The organism is Agitococcus lubricus (assembly GCF_003051055.1).
GTDB lineage: Bacteria > Pseudomonadota > Gammaproteobacteria > Pseudomonadales > Moraxellaceae > Agitococcus > Agitococcus lubricus.
The window spans coordinates 167,582-186,864 of the sequence record NZ_QAON01000003.1 but is presented as its reverse complement, the minus strand read 5'-3'; the positions used below and the strand labels follow the sequence as shown (position 1 = coordinate 186,864).

The window sequence follows — 19,283 nt, the reverse complement described above, 5'->3', positions numbered from 1 at the left end:
ATTTATTGACAATAAGGGGTCATTAAAAGACACTTAAGCCCTTTATCGGGAACAACCATCATGTCTGATATCAACAACTGGGCGGAGGATATTGCCAATATTCCGTCTAATTATTCGCGTATTATTGGCCGTGAATTGGGTTTACAAATGCGAGAGCTACCTAAACTCTTAAAGTTCACCCAACTGAGTCCTGAGCAATTTTTACAAGAAGATATTTTGCTAACTACACGTCAGCAAATTCAGATTCTAAACAACGCCTTACAACTGTCACCCTATCCTGATTTTGGTTTACGTTTAGGCCGCCATTTAACACCCGCAACACATGGTGCCATGGGATTTTTAGTCAATAGTAGTCCCAATTTATTGATGGCTTTACAAGCCTTTCAAAATTTTGTGCCAACAAGAATGAGTTTTGCGCGCTTAAACTTTAAGATGCAAGAAGATTGGGTTGAATGTGAAATTAGATTTGAAACACTATTACACGAAGACGTTTACCGTAGCTTATTAGAATGTTGTTTGATGGTCTTTGTCGCCTGTGCCGAATTTATTATTGGTCGGCCACTACATGATGCCCAAATGAATTTTAGTTTTGCCAAACCTGCATATCATGAGGTTTATAAAGCCTACTTTGCGGGCAGTTACCAGTTTTCTGCGTCTTACTCTAGCATCAAACTCCCATTAGAAATCTGTCATATTCCTAATGCGTCTGCAAATCACGAGAACTATGTGTTAGCTATGCGACAATGTGAAGTCATGTTGTCACAATTAAAATCACATAAATGCAGCACCACCTATCAACTACAAAAAATGATGCTCTCTCAACCCCTAGGCACTTTGAGCGAAGAAAATGCAGCAGCGGCTTTATTTATTAGCAAACGCACGCTTGCTCGCCACTTAGCGAAAGAAGGCAGTAGTTACATGGAAATTCGTGATAAGTTCTTAGCCGAACAAGCAAGCCATTATTTACGCAACAGTACAATGTCGGTAGAGGCTATTGCGTCCTTACTCAATTACCATGACAGTGCGAATTTTCGGCGGGCGTTTAAGCGTTGGTTTCATATGTCGCCCCAAACTTTTAGACAACAACATGAGAGTCTGTTGACTCTTGTAAGAGTCTAATCACAGCCTCCGCAGAACATACCGCACTTTCTAATAAAGGCACGCCCTCATACGCCCATGAACCAATGTAAAATACCTTTCTATTCGCTTGTCGATGCCAACGCGTAAGTTGCGCTAACATGCTTGTCGTTTGCTGATTCACGACCGCCCGCTGAAACCGCGTCCGAGAGATAACCTTAGACTCATCTAAATCAATCATAGGATTCCATGTTTGTAATACAGGCGCTTGATTGGCGAGTGTGGGTTCTACTGCATTGACCCACACACTAAACATAAATCGCTCAAAATGGGTATCTGCCTGAAAATTTAAGGCTGTCCAGTCGTGACGATGGCGAGGTAAACAACGCAAATCTTGATGTACAACTAACTCGCCCTGTGCATAAGGAATAGCCGCTAACAGGGCACGTTCAAGAGCGTAATGCTCACCTGTCAAAAAGTGTAATTGATTGGCTTGCGTGGCAATAATTACCCTATCAAACCAGCCGCCTTCGCCACGCTGATTTTGTACCCACACGAGAGTGTCTTGCTCCATCACCTGTACAACGGGGCTGCCATGACAACAGGCGATACCCACAGCTAAAGCACGGACAAGCGCCGACGTTCCGCCCTCTAAACGTAATAAACGCTTACCTTGTGCATGCAAAATATCATCTAATAAACTTAATAATTGATGGCTTGGCCATGCTAATAAATGTGCCTCATCACAGGTGCAAATGGTGGTCAATAAAGGCAATACCAAACCACGCCAAAAAATAGGGTCGATTGGATGATGCACCAATAATTCGGCGATAGATTGTTGAGGTGTTTGTTGGCTATACGCCAATAATTGTCTTAGCTGATACAAACCATAGGCTATTTTGGCACTGTTGCGATGCAAAAATCGCCAAGATGCCAACATCGGCCAACGCACAAGGGGCAAACGGGTTGACCTAAACCATGTCTGTTGTTGTAAGTTGCTACATGATACATAAGTATCCACGGCAAAGGTATTTACCCCCACTTCGGACGCCAAACGTAAAACATGCTGCCAGCGCTTAGGATTCATGACCCGCAACGGGACATCGACTCTCCCGCCATCGACATCAAGACAATGCGCATCCATACCATGACCATGCTGCGCTTCAAAAACAGTCACTTCAAAACCTGCTTGGCGTGCACGATACGCGGCCGTCAGGCCAGCAATACCACTACCAATAATGGCAATTTTTTTGCTCATAAACCATTTACCTCGGAGGGTTTAGGCAGTAACACCCAATCGGTGTTTGCAAGCCAAACTGTTCAGCATGATACGTTGTGAATATGCATAGTGAAGATTGATGTTTACATTGTCAACATATTTCAGCGAGACAGATTAAGGGCGATAAGCCATAGACATTGACAAGACCCAAGCGCTAATAGGTACTCGTGAATGAGCAAAACGATTATCTATGACCTCACGGACAGAGATAGCCCCTAATGCAAACGACTGTTAGGTGGGACAGGGGATTCATCAGTGTCATCTGTCGCCGTTTGCTCGACACCTGCCTCTTGCAAGGCTTCGGCATGAATTTTGGCGACCATTTGTAAGCCGACACTAATCATAAAACGCGCCAAATTGGCACTTTGATGGTTGACTAAGACTTTGGCTTCTTCGGAAAATTTAATACTGACAAACGGCTCACTTGACCCTTCGCTAGAGTCAGAACGGCGCAATACGACTTCACCTGTTTCTAACTCAACGATTTCTAAGATGGCTTCTGGCATATCAAAACTCGACCATTTCGCGACGAAAATCATTTATCAAAGCATGTAAAGCTTTATACCAGCCTTGAAGTTGGACTGAGGGAATAATCGCTGACGATGAACTGGCATCTGCCACCTTCAAAATCAGACTATCCGCTAACTCCGCTTCAGGTTGCACCTCAACAGGGTCTGGTGCTAGTTGACAGTCAGCAAATGCTTGTTGCAATTCAGCCAGCCATCCCTCTGTTTCTACAGCTTGTAACTGACTAATTTCAGGAGATATTTGGCCTTTTGCATCTAAAGCAAGTCGAATGGCTTCTGTTGTTGCTAATTGGGGCGACAACTTATAGAAACGACTCAGCTCTTGCAAACAAGCCAAAAACGCACCGTGTAGATGAAACACAGCCGTCTCATAGTACGCTTGTTTATTCGCCTCATCAGCAGCTAACTCTAGCTGTTGCATCGCCATTTTTGCAAAATAAAATTTTTGATTGGTTCGACCTGCACCATATCGTGCTACGCGCATACATCATTACCTTATTGTGTCACTCTCTCACACCACCCTCCTTAAATTAGAAAGCTGGCGTCAGGTTAAAACTATTTCTCTTTAGACAATCGCCCCTTAGTAATTTGCCACACACCGTCACGGTAAAAGGCTTGCCAACCTGTGGCTTTACCATCTTCTTCAGTCGTCACATATTGCTCTTTCGTTTTGCGGCTAAAGCGCAATAAGCTTGGGTTACCATAGTCATCACACGCAGGTGCTGACAACAAATAGTGATATTTCGGGTCTAGTCGGTCGGCCAGTTGTTGTAACTCGGTGATACTCGGTGCGCGGGTTTCACGATTTTTAGGGAATTGACTGGCTGCCAAAAATAAACCAGCAGCGCCATCCCGTAACACAAAATAATCGTCCACTTTGGCACAACGAATCGTTGTGTGGATGGGGTCTGATTTAGGTGGGGCTGCTTCGCCATTTTTCAAGACTTTACGGGTATTGGGGCAGCTACCACAGGCAAAATAAGCACCAAAACGGCCATTTTTTAGCTCCATCGAGCCACCACACTTATCACACTCGACCGTTGGCCCTTCATAGCCTTTTAACTTATACGTACCCTGCTCTAGCTCAAAACCATCACAGTCTGGGTTATTACCACAAACATGTAACTTACGCTCACTATCAACCAAATAGCTGTCCATCGCAGTTCCACACTTTAGACAGCGTTTTTTAGCCCGTAACTCGTTGGTTTCCCCTTCCTCATCGTTATCTGCTAAGGCCAGATGTTCAACAGGTGTTAAGTTAATGGTGCCTTTACAACGCTCTTTAGGCGGCAAAGCATAACCACTACACCCTAAAAACACGCCCGTACTTGCGGTACGAATTTGCATAGGACGGCTACATAACTGACAAGGCAAATCAATCGCCACAGGTTGATTACGGCGCATACCTTGCTCGCCTGCGGCATGAACTAATTTGGCCTTAAAGTCACGATAGAATACATTCAGTAAATCTTTCCAGTTAACGTCACCTTCAGCAACTTTGTCCAGCTCTTCTTCTAATTTAGCCGTAAACGCATAATCCATCAGATTATCAAAACTTTCTAATAATCTATCGGCAACAATATCGCCCATTTTTTCGGCATAAAAACGTTTACTGTCTAATTTGACGTAGCCACGCTCTTGAATCGTCGAGATGATAGCAGCGTAAGTCGATGGACGACCAATGCCACGCTTTTCTAACTCGCGGACTAAAGTTGCTTCGGTGTAACGTGGTGGCGCTTTGGTAAAATGCTGGGTTGGCAATAGTTCTTTTAAGATTAATACATCACCCACATTGACGTTTGGCAGTACCACATCCTCATTGTCTTTTTGTACAGGCGCTAAAACTTTGGTGAAGCCATCAAAGGTCAAAATACGACCACGTGTACGTAATTCATAGTCTTCTGCCTGTACGCTTAACGAGGTACTGACGTATTCTGCATCGGGCATTTGACATGCTACAAATTGTCGCCAAATTAAATCGTATAAACGCTCGGCATCACGCTCCAAGCCACCTAATTGACTACCTGTTGCGTTGACATCGGAGGGACGAATGGCTTCGTGTGCTTCTTGAGCACCACTTTTACTGGCGTAGATATTTGCTTGTGCAGGTAAATATGACTGCCCGTATTGCTGGACAATAAACCCCCTCACGGCATGCAAGGCATCTTGACTCAAGTTGGTCGAGTCTGTACGCATATAGGTAATATGACCCGCTTCATATAAACGCTGGGCTAAGGTCATCGTTTTTTTAACGCTAAAGCCTAAACGTGTACTCGCTGCTTGCTGCAAAGTGGAGGTAATAAACGGTGCAGGTGGCCGCGTGCGTGTCGGTTTGTCTTCACGTTTAGCCACTACATAAGTCGCCGAGGCCAATTGACCCACTGCATTTAATGCATCCGTTTCGTTTTTGGGCTTAAAGGCATGGTCTTGATACTTATGTACCTGTAAACGTAACGTTTGCTGCTGAGGGGTATCGGTGTGCGCATGTACATCCCAAAATTCTTCAGGCACAAAGGCACGAATTTCACGCTCTTTTTCGACAACCAAACGCACAGCCACCGACTGTACTCGGCCTGCCGACAAACCACGCGCAATTTTTTCCCATAACAAAGGCGAGACCATATACCCCACCACACGGTCTAAGAAACGTCGTGCTTGTTGGGCATTCACACGGTGCATATTAAGCCGTGCAGGCTGCTGGAAGGCAGCGGTAATGGCCGACTTGGTAATTTCGTTAAAGACCACTCGCTGATAACGCTGTGGGTCACCACCAATCACTTGTTGCAAATGCCAAGCAATGGCCTCCCCTTCTCTATCCAAGTCCGTTGCGAGGTAAATAGTCTCTACAGAATTGGCTAAGGTCTTTAGCTCAGCCACTACTTTTTCTTTACCAGGTAAAATTTGATAATTGGCCAACCAATCATGCTCGGGGTCAACGCCCATGCGCGCCACCAGAGCCGCTTGCATTTTATGGGCTTTTTCTATGGCCGTTGTTTTGGTTTTCGTTGTGGGCTTTACTTCTTTGTCCTCTTTTTGAGCATTACCGCTGACAGGCAAGTCACGGACGTGGCCAATACTCGATTTGACAATAAAATCCTTTCCCAAATATTTATTAATCGTTTTCGCCTTCGCTGGCGACTCAACAATCACTAATGCTTTAGCCATAAAAACCTAAAAGTTTTATTCAAAAAATACAAAAATTTATTCATGGAATATGACACCGTAAGGCCACATTCGCCGCAAACTGACAGAGGTGCAAATAGGGTCTGTTGACATGTTACGTGTGAGCCGCGTTGCTGATAAAAATGGACTCAGGCAAGGCACAAAACGCAGCGAATAGTGATTCTATTGGCCAGTTTTGTCACGCAGAATGAATCAACTTTTAACGCAACCCACAGGGAAAGAACTATTTTTTGAGGCTACGTTGTTGCTGAGCACTTATTTGGAATCACCAAACTACGTGATTCACGCCGCGTATCCTCTAAAAAATAGTCTCTTTCGCAACCACAATCAAACTATCAGCAGACCCTAGGCTTTACGTCAGCACGACAATACCATGTGATACGCAACTGACTCAGGCAACTTGGCTTCTTAAGTCATCACAAAACCTAGGTGAAAGCGTTTAGCAAACTTGTACTTTTTATCGTCATTCATCTAGCCAAGTGCGCTTTAACTTCTACCAAGCCTATGAGGTCTCAAGTTTGTTTTTTGTGTTGTTATTATCAAACTCGAAGTCTGATAAGCAATACATTTGGCAAGCATACAACAGATAATGGCTTTTACCACCAACAAGATAGGAATTTTTATGTAGTTTGTCTGACAAACTGTTAGTTTTTGTCGACAAAATCAACAAGCCGCTCAAATCCGTGAACGAAAGTGGCTTTGTCATCAAATCGACATCAAACTGTAAGACGATGATGTTTTTATGATTGTTTATCTTAATTAATGTATGCGCCAGCCAATAAACACCTTGTATGGCTCTGATGAAACTGGGCTGATTTGTGGTTATGTATTTTCGCCCGAAGGTATTCATCCACTCAGCTCAAACGCGGCTAGTCTGTGGTTACAAAACACGGATAATCAAACCAACAGTTTTATTTGGCTGCATTTTAATTTGAGTCATAGTGCGTGTGAAAAGTGGTTACATCAATATCTGAACCTATCCCCTATTTTTTATGAGGCACTCCACGAAGGGACACGCTCTAGCCGTATTGAATATGTCGACGACTCGTTGATTGCGGTGATTAACGACGTTGTTTTTGACTTTAGTGTCGATGCCACAGACGTTGCCACCCTGTATTTGAGTGTCAGTCAACACGTTGTCGTCAGCGCCCGCGTTAAACCCTTAGTTTCTATTGACCGTTTACGTGCTGCCGTCAAACAAGGCGAGCAATTAAGTTCAACCGTCGATTTATTAGTGCATTTGCTACGCGACCAAGCCGATGTCATGACGCAAATTGCGCGCGATGTCGCGCGTCATGTTGACCATATCGAAGACACGTTATTAAGTAATCGTTTAGATATTCATCGGGCTAATTTAGGTAATTTACGTCGTTTATTGTTACGTTTACAACGCCTGCTTGCCCCCGAACCTTCGGCCTTATTTCGTTTATTAAGCCGTCCCCCGCGTTGGATGATTGAAGATGATACGGTTAACCTACGTCAATCGACCGAAGAGTTTTCTACCGTGTTACGTGACATGAGCGCCCTACAAGAACGCATTAAACTTTTACAAGAAGAAATTGCTGCCCACATCAACGAACAGAATAATCGCAGCTTGTTCGTATTAAGTACCGTCACCGTATTGGCTTTACCGATTAATTTAACGGCGAGCTTATTGGGTATGAATGTCGGCGGTATTCCTTTAGCAAACAATCATGCAGGGTTTTGGCTCATTATCTTGTTGGTAGCGACCTTAACCTGTATTGCTGTGTGGTTTGCCTTTGGTCATAAAAATGACTAAACCCTTGTCGGTTCGGCTAAAGTCGTTAACCATGCTTTAATGGGTTCTAATACGTCCATACCTGCCTCTTCTTGCCAGTAAAAACTGATACTGTTTGCTTGTGCCTCTATTGCCAACAAATAACTGGCTTGTGGAATTAAGGCTGTTTTTGCTAGCAAATCTGTCCCCGTCATACAGCGCCATTGGCCTTGTTGTTGTTGACACCGACTATAGGCAAACTTGGCAGTAGGAATAATGAGGCTATAACAGGCAATGAATTGTTTATGTTCCAACACCAACCACTCAGGGGGAGGTATGAGTTTAGGTTGCAACCCCAATTTACGCGCCGCTTCACGCAGTAACATGAGGTGTTTTTCGCGTGGGCTAGGCCGCATCATCATCCATTGCCCACCAATAAACACACTAATTAATAAAATCACCCACCAAAATTTATCCACGTTTTACTCAACACTGGTAAAAAAAACATTTTTCATCTTGGCTAATTGACTATCCAAGGACGTTGAAATACTGGCCGATACCGTAAAAAAGCTCAATAAGGCTTTAGAGTTGGCATCACTCTTAAAGGCTGCCATCACCCGTTGCCAAAACGCATGATTCACCAGTTGTAACTCGGCATGCTCTTTAATTAAACCTTTTAACTCCCAATCAGGCACACCGCCCTCACGCCAAATAAAATATTGCTTCATTAAGTACACTGAAGCGAGCCGTAACATAGACTCCTCACGACTGGCAAAGGGTAAATGATTACGGGCATTGGGTTTAAGGTCACAAAAGACAGGACAGGCACTGGTCGCCATAATTAAACCCATTAGCGCGCGCACGCCTTCTTCTAAGGTCACACGCTTAACATACTCACGTTCAGCCGTCACCACCCTGACATTCACTTTGGTTAGTGCAGAAAAGCGTTGAAAGTCTTGAATCACTTTATCTAAATCTAAGGCCGCAGGACAATGGGTATAGACTTTTTTATCCAGTGGGCAATTTTTGCATTGGTTATTGGTGAGTCGTGTCCATTCGGGTGCATGACTGTAGTCGGCATGAATAGAAAAACGACGATTGACGTTCACATCGTAAGACAAGTCTAGACCATCATCAAATGAGAAAAAGTATTGAATAATCATAGTATTGATGACTCTTATATAGCTGATTTACTGTTTATTTTAGTTGGCATTTTCACAAAGCATGGTTGTCCCTAAATACCATGAGTCATACACTTTCCCTATCAACACCCTCGTTCACGCCAAGGCATTGTTTAGACTCTGTTGACGTTTTGACCCTCGTCATTCAGCAACACATACACCTCAGTTGTCTTGATGTTAATCGCCATCTTGAGAAGATAGTTCATATTTAGCTGTTGTTGTTCACTGTGCCAAGATAACGCTATTAACCACTATAAAATACACTTTTCATTTTACTGAGTTGGCTTTGTAAAGAGGCCGACATGTTGGATGATAAAGTAAAAAAGCTGAGTAAGGCTTTAGAGTTGGCATCACTTTGAAAAGCAGTCATCGTGCGCTGCCAAAAGGCATGATTGACTAATTGTAATTGTTCATTCGTTTTAATCAGCCCTTTTAACTCCCAATCTGCCTCACCACCATCACGGGCAATCAGATATTGATGCATTAGATACAAGGAAGCAGAGCGTAAAATAAACTCTTCTTTGCTGGCAAAAGGCAAATGATGGCGAGCATTCGGTTTGAGCGTACTAAAAATAGGACATGCGCTAGTCGCCATAATTAAGCCCATTAAAGCGCGTACACCCTCTTCTAAGGTCACACGTTTGGCGTATTCGCGCTCGGTGGTTGTCACTTTGACATAAACTTTGGTCGATGCAGGGATTTTTTGAAAATCCGCCATGACTTTGTCTAAATCTAAGGCCGCGGGGCAATGACTATATTGTTGGCTTTTTAAGGGGCAATTTTGACATTTATTATTTTCGAGTTTTGTCCAATCGGGTGCCATTGATAGGTCTTGCTTAAAGTCATACTGACGGTCTAAATCCACTTGAAATTTAAGCTGTTGGCCATTTTCAAAATCAAAATTGTAATGAATCATCATTGTTATTTTTTCCCACATAAACAGAGTTGCGTAATACGTTTATCAGCTTACACACTCTCAGCATAATAGACGATTAAATGAGATGATTTATTATGTTTTTGTCACAATCCAAACACAAATTAAAACAATAGCTCCACTGGCATACCCACACGTAATAACCCTCGCCCTAATTGCCGTATAATTGCATTTTGCCCTACATAAATTTTACCATCGGTACGACGACGGTATGTCGCCAATACTTTATTCAAACTGCTGTCTTTTTGTGCGGTATCAGGGTCAATGGATGGGATAACGCAGCGCGAACAGGGTTTGACTAAGGCCAACTCTATATCGCCTACCTTTAATCCCGTCCATTGGTCTTCACTATAGGCAGCCATATCGCCACCAATGACAATATTGGGTCTAAAACGTCGCCAATCAACCGTTTGTTGCCAATGTTGACTCAGTGCATCCAAACTCGCTTGTGTGAGCACTAATAAAGGAAAACCATCCGAAAAGGCCGTTTGGTGACCTACGCCTGCCCATGCCTCATCAACCACACGCTGTCCGTATTCAGGAAAAAATACCAGTTGTACGTCAATATTCAAATAGTCACTAAACCATTGGTCTGCTTGTTGGCTTACCCGATGTGCCAAGACACGGTCTTGCCAAATAGTGACGTACAGACTATTTAAGACGGTCGGCTCAATCGATAAATCTAGTTGATGGGGTGCACTCACTAGCAGGCGACCACTTTCAACCCTCGCACGAATTTGCGCCATGCTGGGGTATTGTCGTTGGGTGATAAATTGTCCCTGACTATCAACCAATAACCAACGTCTATCCCATGCCAACCCCAGTTCAGTTAATGTCGCTTGTTCTAAAGCCACCGCAGCGGCTGATTTGAGCGGATAAATGGCTAATTGAGAGATAAATGCGGACATAAAATAGACGCTCCAAAATAAAAAAGCCCTAGTTTAGGGCTAGGGCTTTTTAGGACTCAGCATCCTAGAGAGTAGTCTTTAGACTAATTTCTCTAATTGAGGCACTAAATCAAACAAGTCACCGACGATACCGTAGTCAGCTACTTGGAAGATTGGCGCTTCTTCGTCTTTGTTGATTGCAACAATCACTTTAGAATCTTTCATACCTGCTAAATGTTGGATAGCGCCAGAGATACCAACGGCAACATATAATTGTGGGGCAACGATTTTACCTGTTTGACCCACTTGCATGTCGTTTGGTACGAAGCCCGCGTCAACAGCAGCACGAGAGGCACCCACAGCAGCACCCAATTTATCAGCCAAGCTGTAAAGGATTTTGAAGTTATCGCCATTACCCATACCACGACCACCAGAAACCACAATCTTAGCAGCGGTTAATTCTGGACGGTCAGACTTCGCTAATTCTTCGCCAACAAACTTAGACGTTGCAGCATCAGTTGCAGAGCCAACTGCTTCAACAGCAGCAGAACCACCTGTTGCAGCAACCGCATCAAAACCTGTAGAACGTACAGTGATAACTTTGATAGCGTCTAAAGCCTGAACAGTCGCAATGGCGTTACCTGCGTAGATTGGACGTTCAAAGGTATCTGCACTCACTACTTTAGTGATTTCAGAAATTTGAGCCACATCTAACAAAGCAGCAACGCGTGGTGCAAAGTTTTTACCGTTGGTAGTAGCAGCCGCTAAAATGTGGCTATAACCTTTACCAATTTCAGTCACTAACAAGCTCACGTTTTCAGCTAATTGATTAGCATAAGCAGCATTGTCAGCAACCAATACTTTGCTAACGCCAGCGATTTGTGCAGCAGCAGCAGCCGCCGCTTGACAGCCAGAACCTGCAACTAAAACGTGGATTTCACCACCAAGGGCTTGAGCAGCCGCAACAGTGTTAAGGGTAGCACCTTTAATAGAACTATTATCGTGTTCTGCGTAAACTAAAACTGCCATATTAAATCACCTTTGCTTCGTTCTTGAGTTTAGCAACCAACTCTTCAACGGACTTCACTTTGATACCTGCACTGCGCTCTGCTGGCGGCTCAACTTTTAATGTCTTCACGCGTGGCGTTACGTCAACACCATAGTCAGCAGGTGTCTTAGTATCTAAAGGCTTTTTCTTTGCTTTCATGATGTTTGGCAGAGCAGCATAACGTGGCTCATTCAAACGTAAGTCTGTTGTCACAACAGCTGGCAAGTTTAATTCAACAGTTTGTAAACCACCGTCGATTTCGCGAGTGACAATGGCTTTGCCGCCTTCAACTTTAACGACAGAAGCAAATGTACCTTGACCATAACCTGCTAACGCAGCCAACATTTGGCCTGTTTGGTTGTTATCGTCATCAATCGCTTGTTTACCCACAATCACTAATTGTGGTTGTTCTTGGTCACAAATCGCTTTTAATAATTTAGCAATGGCTAAAGGTTGTACTTCAGCACCTGTTTCTACCAAAATACCACGGTCAGCACCAAGAGCCATCGCAGTACGGATTTGTTCTTGAGCTTCTTTTGGACCAATAGAAACAACAACGATTTCGCTAACGATGCCTTTTTCTTTTAAGCGAACGGCTTCTTCAACAGCGATTTCACAGAATGGGTTAATAGCCATTTTAACATTGGCGAGTTCTACGCCAGTTTTATCCGCTTTGACGCGAACTTTTACGTTGTAATCGACAACGCGTTTGACAGCAACAAGAGCCTTCATGGAATCCTCGGAGGGTGACGATTTGACGAAGTTTTAAGGGTTACAATATTTGCTAAAATTAGCAAACCTGTAAAAGGTGCAATATATTCGGACATTGCTGCTTGTAGGTCAAGCGAACAGTGACGGATTAACCTGTTTTTATGGCCATTGACATACAATTTTCTCACTTTTTTATGATAACTTGAGCCTTAAGATAGTGAATTAAGTCTGTTGCTACGCCTAACAATATTGTCAATAACACATCAGATAGGCCATTACATTTTTATGACATGTACCGCTTTGGCCGCTCAAAAATGGGCAAAACTTAGGCTAAAAAACACAATTAGAAACATACTGAGCGAGACGTGTCAGTTATATGACATAATCCCTTGTTAGAATCGCCGCGTTTGTTTGGTGTAATTTGTGCATTAACTTTACTTAGCTTAGCTTAGCTTAGCTTCGTCCTAACTTTAAGTAAGAACTCTTAATATTTGCCTATTAACTAGGAACTTTATCAATGCCTGCTGGTCAATTTAACAAAGAACAACTGCTTGCCTGTGGCGAAGGTTTATTATTTGGCACTGAAAATGCGCGTTTGCCTGTACCTCCAATGTTAATGATGGATAGGATTCTGAAAATTAGTGACGATGATGGTCAATATGGTAAAGGCGAAATTATTGCCGAATTTGATATTCACCCCGAACTTTGGTTTTTTAACTGCCACTTTCCCACAGACCCCGTGATGCCTGGCTGCTTGGGACTCGATGCGATGTGGCAATTATTGGGTTTCTATTTGGGCTGGCGTGGTAATGCAGGTCGTGGTCGCGCATTAGGTGTAGGCGAAGTCAAGTTTTTTGGTCAAATTTTGCCACAGCACCAATTGGTACGTTATGAGTTACAAATCAAGCGTGTGGTGGAACGTAAACTCGTCATGGGTATTGCCGATGGCCGCGTCTTGGTTGATGGCCGCGAAATCTACACAGCTAGCGACTTAAAATGTGGTTTATTTACGCGCACTGATAACTTTTGAGATTTAATAAAAGTTTAAGCAGATAACCTCATACTACGGGGTATATCGTATTTTTAGAGGGTCGACTATGCGTCGCGTGGTAGTAACAGGCTTAGGGATTGTGTCTTGTATCGGCAATGATGCCAAAACCGTCAGCACTCACTTACAACAAAGTCTCTCTGGTATTCGTTTTAACCCAACGTATGCCGAAATGGGTTTTAGAAGCCAAGTCAGTGGTCGTCCCGACATTGATTTAGAAACAGCCATTGACCGCAAAACCAAGCGTTTTATGGGCGATGCAGCCGCCTATGCCTATTTAGCGATGCAACAAGCGATTACTGATGCGGGTTTAAGCAAAGAACAATATGCGCAAAACCCACGTGTAGGCGTCATTGCGGGTTCTGGTGGAGCGTCCACCGCTAACGTATTACAAGCTGTTGATATTGCCCGTGAAAAAGGCATTAAACGTGTTGGCCCGTACATGGTTCCTCGTACCATGACCAGTACGGTCGTCGCATCGTTGGCTACCGCGTTTGAAATTTACGGAGTCAACTATGGCATTTCTTCGGCCTGTGCCACGTCTGCCCATTGTATTGGTAATGCGATGGAGCAAATTCAATTAGGTAAACAAGATGTGGTGTTTGCAGGGGGTGGCGAAGAAGAGCATTGGAGTTTATCGTGTTTATTTGATGCGATGGGTGCTATGGCGAGTCGTTACAACGATACCCCTGAATCTGCTTCTCGCCCCTTCTCGGCTAATCGTGATGGTTTTGTCATTGCGGGGGGTGGTGGTATTTTGGTGCTTGAGGACTACGAACATGCACTAAAACGTGGCGCTAAAATATATGCGGAGTTGGTTGGTTATGGCGCAACCTCCGACGGGCACGATATGGTTGCACCCAGTGGTGAGGGTGCGGCACGTTGTATGCAACTCGCCCTCGACATGGCAACTTGTCCCGTTGACTACATTAATGCACACGGCACTGCTACCCCTACAGGCGATTGTGTTGAATTAAAAGCGATTCAACGCGTATTTGGTGACAAGATTCCTTATATCAGCTCAACTAAAGCCTTAACAGGTCACTCTTTAGGGGCGGCAGGTGTTCAAGAAGCCATCTATAGTCTACTGATGATGCAAGATGGCTTTTTGGCTGCCTCTGCACATATTGACGCGCTTGACCCTGCGGCTGAGGCATTCCCTATTGTTCGTGAAACACGTTATCAAGCGGTCACGGCGGTGATGTCCAATAGCTTTGGCTTTGGTGGCACGAACGCTTCACTCATTTTTAGAAAACTGTCCATCTGATATCTCCCGTGTAGTTGGCACCATGCCGACTACACGACCTGCCCCTCTCCATCATCACGTTAATTTGCTGTACTTTGTGAATTTTTTGCAAAATCACTCACTTTTCTGTCTAACAACCAAACAAAATTGATAAAAATGTCATTGGATGATGATAGCCTGCACTGTAATGACGAGTACATTTATGAAAGAACGCCATTCTTTTATCAAATGACGTCATACAGGACTGGCTAAATCATGATGATTGATCGTGGAACGCCGAAGTGCTGGTGCGAATTGATTTCCACACTCATGGCCAATGGTGGTCATGACATGATTTAGCGACAATCGGAGCAGTATGGTATAACTACTCACTCTAGTCGTCGTATTTATACTCTATTGCCTGTATTGCGCTCACAGTCCTCATTCAGCCAAGAGAAAGAGGTACGAACCATGGTACATTCATTATTGAACCGTACTAAACGCGTAACAGGACTTGCGCTGGCATTAGGCTTAATCGTAAACGCTCAAGCCGCTACTGCATCTATCAACCCACTGGCAAAACCCCTAAACATTAAGTTTTGTGTTTATGATATTGGTGGTAACAGTGGTGACTTATACCGTTATGCCAAAGACATGGCATTAGCTGCTAAAAAGTGGAATGTGAATGCCACCATCAAAGCCTATTCCGATGAGCGGGTGGCTGCAGAAGATTTCAAAGCAGGACAATGTGATGGCGTGGCACTGAGCACATTACGCGCCAAACAGTTTAATCCCTTTATTGGCAGTATAGACTCTATTGGCTCTGCGCCGTCTTATCAGCATATTAAAACCTTAGTTTCCACATTTAATAATCCACAAGTTGCCCCCTTAACGATTAACGGCAACTATCAGGTCGTGACAGTGATGCCGCTTGGTGCGGCTTATGTGATGGTCAATAATCGTCATATTGACTCGATTGATAAAGCAGCAGGCAAAAAAGTCGCCGTGATTGATATGGATAAGGCGCAAGCCAAAATCGTGCAACATCTAGGGGCACAAGCGGTGAGCACAGACTTTTATAATTTTGCTAACTTATTTAATAATGGCCAAGTGGATGTGATTGCTGCACCTGCCGTTGCCTTTAAGCCTTTGGAGCTGGCCAAAGGTTTGGGAGATTACGGGGGAATTTATCGTTTTCCTCTCACGCAAGTGACAGGCACGATTTTGATTAATCGTAAGCATTTAAGCCAAACTGTGCCTGACTTAGATGAGCGTATTGCTAAAATACGCGTTTATGCCTTAGCCGAAATGGATAAAGCGATTAGCTTTATTAACAAGCGTGAGCAAGAAATTCCCTCACAATATTGGCTAGATTTACCTGAGGCAGAAAAAACACGTTATCTGAATCTGATGCAAGACGCGAGACAACAACTGACCAAGGAGGGTATTTATGACCCGCGTATGATGGCATTAATGAAACGCGTGCGCTGTAAACTCAGCCCACAAGAAGCGGAATGTACCCGTATTAACTAAAGGGTGTATTGTATCGTATCGTCTGTCCTTTTCGTCATGCTGAGCGAGAAAGGGACAGGCGTTTTTAAGTCTCACCTTTTATCTTACTTTCATTCGTCGGTAAATAGGCAATCCTTCTGTTGAGTTGCTTGTGTTTATCAAGACTTCGTCCTAGTATGCGCACGTGGCCGTCTCAGGTCATACTTAAGAACACACAACGGCCTATAATAACAATGTTTACCGTTGCCAGTTTCTTGAAAACAAAAATTTAGAGCAAACATCAGTTTTTGCATTAGTGTGTTCATTCATAAACACGGCACTGTTGTTCTGCTTAGTGCCTTTAGCCAAACAGACTTAGATTTCGCATCGCTACTCCTTGCCAGCTCAGACATGCACAACTGGCTCAGATACCCGCCCAATCTTAGTCTAATTCGCTCATGGAGTGATTGAATGCTCGCTACGTTCAGCAAATTTGCTACTCGTCTACTCAGTCCACTGTTATTAGTTGCAAGCCTCGCCTGCCCTGTCTACGCCTCGACATTATTAGATGCGGCTCAAGACTTACAACCTAACGAAAACGGGTTACCTCCCCCCTTAGAGAAACCCCTATATATTTCCGTATGTTTATTTGATATGCAGGGTAAAAATGGTGAAATTTATAATAAAGCCAAAGACTTAGCACTCATTGCACGACGTTGGAATATTCATCCTCGAATTGATGTCTACAGTGATGAACGGGTCGCTGCTGAGAGTTTTAAGGCGGGACGATGTGATGCTGCAGGCATATCGACCATGCGTGCACGACAATTTAATTTATTTATTGGCAGTATAGAGGCGCTCGGCGCAGTCACCTCTTATCAAGAGTTACGTACTTTATTGATTACCTTACTTGATACTAAGCTCTTACCACTCACCATTACCGAGCCGTATCAAATTGTCGGCGTACTACCGATTGGCAGCACCTATGTGCATGTACGCGACAAACAAATTAACTCCATCGAAAAAGCCGCAGGCAAAAAAATTGCCGTTTTAGATTGGGATAAATCCCAAACTGAAATCGTCAGTCGTATTGGTGCGCAAGCTGTACCATCAGACTTATCCAATATTGCAGGTAAATTTAATAATGGCCAAGTGGACATTATTGTCGCGCCTGCACTGGTGTTTAAGGCTTTTGAATTAGAGCGTGGTTTGGGCGATAAAGGCGGTGTTTATCGTTTTCCATTGACACAAATGACAGGCAGTTTAGTCATTAACCGCGACCGTATTAAAAAGAAAATGCCCGACTTAGATGAAAAACTGGTTGCATTTCGTAGTATCGCCGCACAATTCTTAGATGAAATTCTTAATCAAACCTATAAAGCCATTGAACGTTCGGAAGCTGAAATTCCTGCTAAATACTGGGTAAATGTCACCCCCGAAGAAGAAATACATTACTGGGGCTTATTGCGTGAAGCGCGTATAGAAATGACCAAATTGGGCTATTACGACCCCAAAATGATGGCTTTGCTTAAACGTATTCGTTGTAAAAGCAAACCCACAAATGCAGAGTGCTCACTCAGCGACGAATAAACAGCTAAATTGAGCAATTTTATGACATTTGGCACTCTGATTAGCTCATAGGCTAGGCTATATTGGGAAATATTTGGCTAAGGTTTTGCCCACACAGACAGGCAAAATGCGAACAAACTCTATCCCATAATAATAGACGGCTACTGGACACGATAACGACAATGCGTAGCAGTCACTGCCATGAGATGTAGCGCCCATGAAAAAATTTATTGCCACTTGTTTACTCATTTTCAGTAGTGCCATCACCAGCCTCAACAGCCACGCCACCGAAGTCATGGCCATTGGTGGCTCTTTTAAGCCTGGTGAAAATGGTTTACCGCCTGCACTAGATAAACCGTTGTATGTCTCGGTATGTTTGTTTGATATTTTGGGTAAAAATGGCGATGTTTATAGTCGAGCCAAAGATTTAACCTTACTCGCTCGCCGTTGGAATGTGTTTGTCGATATTAAAGTATTTACCGACGAACGCATTACCGCCGAAAACTTTAAGGCAGGTCAATGTGAGGCCGCAGGGATTTCTACACTCAGGGCAAGGCAGTTTAATCAATTTATTGGCAGTGTTGACTCGGTCGGAGGTGTCCCCTCTTATAAACACATGCGCACCCTGTTACATACCCTACTCGACCCCAAAATGATTCCACTGTCGATTACCGAGCCGTATCAAATTGTGGGTGTGCTACCGATTGGTGCGTTGTATGTCATGGTACGCGACAAACAAATTAACTCCATCGAAAAAGCCGCAGGTAAACGTATCGCTGTGTTGGACTGGGATAAATCGCAGGCAAAAATGGTCGAAAAACTGGGTGCTCAACCTGTAGCCTCCGACATTACCAATTTTGCAGGTAAGTTTAATAATGGCCAAGTCGATATTATTGCTGCACCTGCGATTGCCTTTAGAGCCTTAGAATTGTATCGGGGTTTAGATGCTGAGGGGGGGGCTATTTATCGTTTTCCCTTAGCACAAATTACAGGTAGCTTGGTGATTAACCGCGAACGTCTAAGAGTCAAACTACCCGACTTAGACCAAAAAATAATGAGTTTGCGTGAGGTCGGCGTGCGCTTTTTAGATACCTTTTTAGACCAAATGTTTGCATTTATCGACAAAGCCGAAGCCGATATTCCCAGCAAATACTGGCTAACTTTACCGCCTGAAGATGAAAAACGCTACTTGATGATGATGCGCGAAGCACGAATCATGATGACTAAAGATGGCTTTTATGACCCACGGATGATGCGTTTACTGAAAAAAATTCGCTGCAAACATGAGCCTAGTGCGGCTGAGTGCGCCTTGACGGATGAATAAATCATCAAAGATTCAAAAAATTAGATTAGTGGTTTGAATCTGCCGACACACTTAAATGCCA

General features: G+C 43.8%; 16 protein-coding genes and 1 pseudogene. 7 read left to right on the top strand and 10 right to left on the bottom strand.

The window, feature by feature from the left end:
• Positions 1-60: 60 nt before the first annotated feature.
• Positions 61-1,119: a transcriptional regulator CypR gene (locus C8N29_RS04665; protein WP_107864878.1), complete on the top strand. Its 1,059-nt coding sequence runs from the start codon at positions 61-63 to the stop codon at positions 1,117-1,119.
• Here C8N29_RS04665 and C8N29_RS04660 read toward each other — a convergent pair.
• The 4 genes and pseudogenes from C8N29_RS04660 to topA form a co-directional block, all read right to left on the bottom strand.
• A complete protein-coding gene (locus C8N29_RS04660; protein ID WP_107864877.1) occupies positions 1,076-2,335 on the bottom strand; it encodes an FAD-dependent oxidoreductase in 1,260 nt (419 codons plus the stop codon). The two genes, C8N29_RS04665 and C8N29_RS04660, sit on opposite strands and share 44 nt — an antisense overlap.
• Before the next feature lie 236 nt (positions 2,336-2,571).
• Positions 2,572-2,862 (bottom strand): hypothetical protein, encoded by a 291-nt coding sequence (locus C8N29_RS17150; RefSeq protein WP_239986957.1) that lies wholly within the window; start codon positions 2,860-2,862, stop codon positions 2,572-2,574.
• A gap of 1 nt (position 2,863) precedes the next feature.
• On the bottom strand, positions 2,864-3,367 hold the full coding sequence (locus tag C8N29_RS04650; RefSeq protein WP_107864876.1) for a DUF6586 family protein: 504 nt from the start codon (positions 3,365-3,367) through the stop codon (positions 2,864-2,866).
• A 71-nt stretch (positions 3,368-3,438) separates the two neighbouring features.
• Positions 3,439-6,042, bottom strand: a pseudogene (gene topA / locus C8N29_RS04645) (type I DNA topoisomerase); the annotation flags it as partial.
• A 790-nt stretch (positions 6,043-6,832) separates the two neighbouring features.
• Between topA and C8N29_RS04640 the strand changes: the two are divergent.
• Positions 6,833-7,846 (top strand): transporter, encoded by a 1,014-nt coding sequence (locus C8N29_RS04640; protein WP_107864874.1) that lies wholly within the window; start codon positions 6,833-6,835, stop codon positions 7,844-7,846.
• On the opposite strand, the gene C8N29_RS04635 is transcribed toward C8N29_RS04640, so the two are convergent.
• From C8N29_RS04635 to C8N29_RS04610, 6 genes are all read right to left on the bottom strand, one after another.
• Entirely contained in the window at positions 7,843-8,283 is a 441-nt protein-coding gene (locus C8N29_RS04635) for a hypothetical protein (RefSeq protein WP_107864873.1), read from the bottom strand. The genes C8N29_RS04640 and C8N29_RS04635 overlap by 4 nt on opposite strands.
• A 3-nt stretch (positions 8,284-8,286) precedes the next feature.
• Positions 8,287-8,967, bottom strand: coding sequence for a DUF6901 family protein (locus C8N29_RS04630; RefSeq protein WP_107864872.1), 681 nt, complete (start codon positions 8,965-8,967; stop codon positions 8,287-8,289).
• A gap of 262 nt (positions 8,968-9,229) precedes the next feature.
• A complete protein-coding gene (locus C8N29_RS04625; protein WP_107864871.1) occupies positions 9,230-9,904 on the bottom strand; it encodes a DUF6901 family protein in 675 nt (224 codons plus the stop codon).
• Between the two features lie 119 nt (positions 9,905-10,023).
• Positions 10,024-10,827: an MOSC domain-containing protein gene (locus C8N29_RS04620; RefSeq protein WP_107864870.1), complete on the bottom strand. Its 804-nt coding sequence runs from the start codon at positions 10,825-10,827 to the stop codon at positions 10,024-10,026.
• 78 nt (positions 10,828-10,905) lie between these two features.
• Positions 10,906-11,835, bottom strand: a complete 930-nt coding sequence (locus C8N29_RS04615) for an electron transfer flavoprotein subunit alpha/FixB family protein (RefSeq protein ID WP_107864869.1) — start codon at positions 11,833-11,835, stop codon at positions 10,906-10,908.
• Position 11,836: 1 nt separating this feature from the next.
• A complete protein-coding gene (locus tag C8N29_RS04610) occupies positions 11,837-12,586 on the bottom strand; it encodes an electron transfer flavoprotein subunit beta/FixA family protein (RefSeq protein ID WP_107864868.1) in 750 nt (249 codons plus the stop codon).
• 496 nt (positions 12,587-13,082) lie between these two features.
• Between C8N29_RS04610 and fabA the strand changes: the two genes are divergently transcribed.
• The 5 genes from fabA (at position 13,083) to C8N29_RS04585 (ending at position 19,222) form a co-directional block, all read left to right on the top strand.
• Complete coding sequence (gene fabA / locus C8N29_RS04605; protein WP_107864867.1) at positions 13,083-13,595, top strand: bifunctional 3-hydroxydecanoyl-ACP dehydratase/trans-2-decenoyl-ACP isomerase; 513 nt, start codon at positions 13,083-13,085, stop codon at positions 13,593-13,595.
• A gap of 67 nt (positions 13,596-13,662) precedes the next feature.
• Complete coding sequence (gene fabB / locus C8N29_RS04600) at positions 13,663-14,880, top strand: beta-ketoacyl-ACP synthase I (RefSeq protein WP_107864866.1); 1,218 nt, start codon at positions 13,663-13,665, stop codon at positions 14,878-14,880.
• A 429-nt stretch (positions 14,881-15,309) separates the two neighbouring features.
• Positions 15,310-16,371, top strand: coding sequence for a putative solute-binding protein (locus C8N29_RS04595; RefSeq protein WP_107864865.1), 1,062 nt, complete (start codon positions 15,310-15,312; stop codon positions 16,369-16,371).
• Between the two features lie 429 nt (positions 16,372-16,800).
• On the top strand, positions 16,801-17,919 hold the full coding sequence (locus C8N29_RS04590; RefSeq protein ID WP_107864864.1) for a putative solute-binding protein: 1,119 nt from the start codon (positions 16,801-16,803) through the stop codon (positions 17,917-17,919).
• A gap of 196 nt (positions 17,920-18,115) precedes the next feature.
• Positions 18,116-19,222 carry a putative solute-binding protein gene (locus C8N29_RS04585; protein WP_107864863.1) on the top strand — a complete coding sequence of 369 codons (1,107 nt, stop codon included), beginning with the start codon at positions 18,116-18,118 and terminating at the stop codon, positions 19,220-19,222.
• Positions 19,223-19,283: the final 61 nt, after the last annotated feature.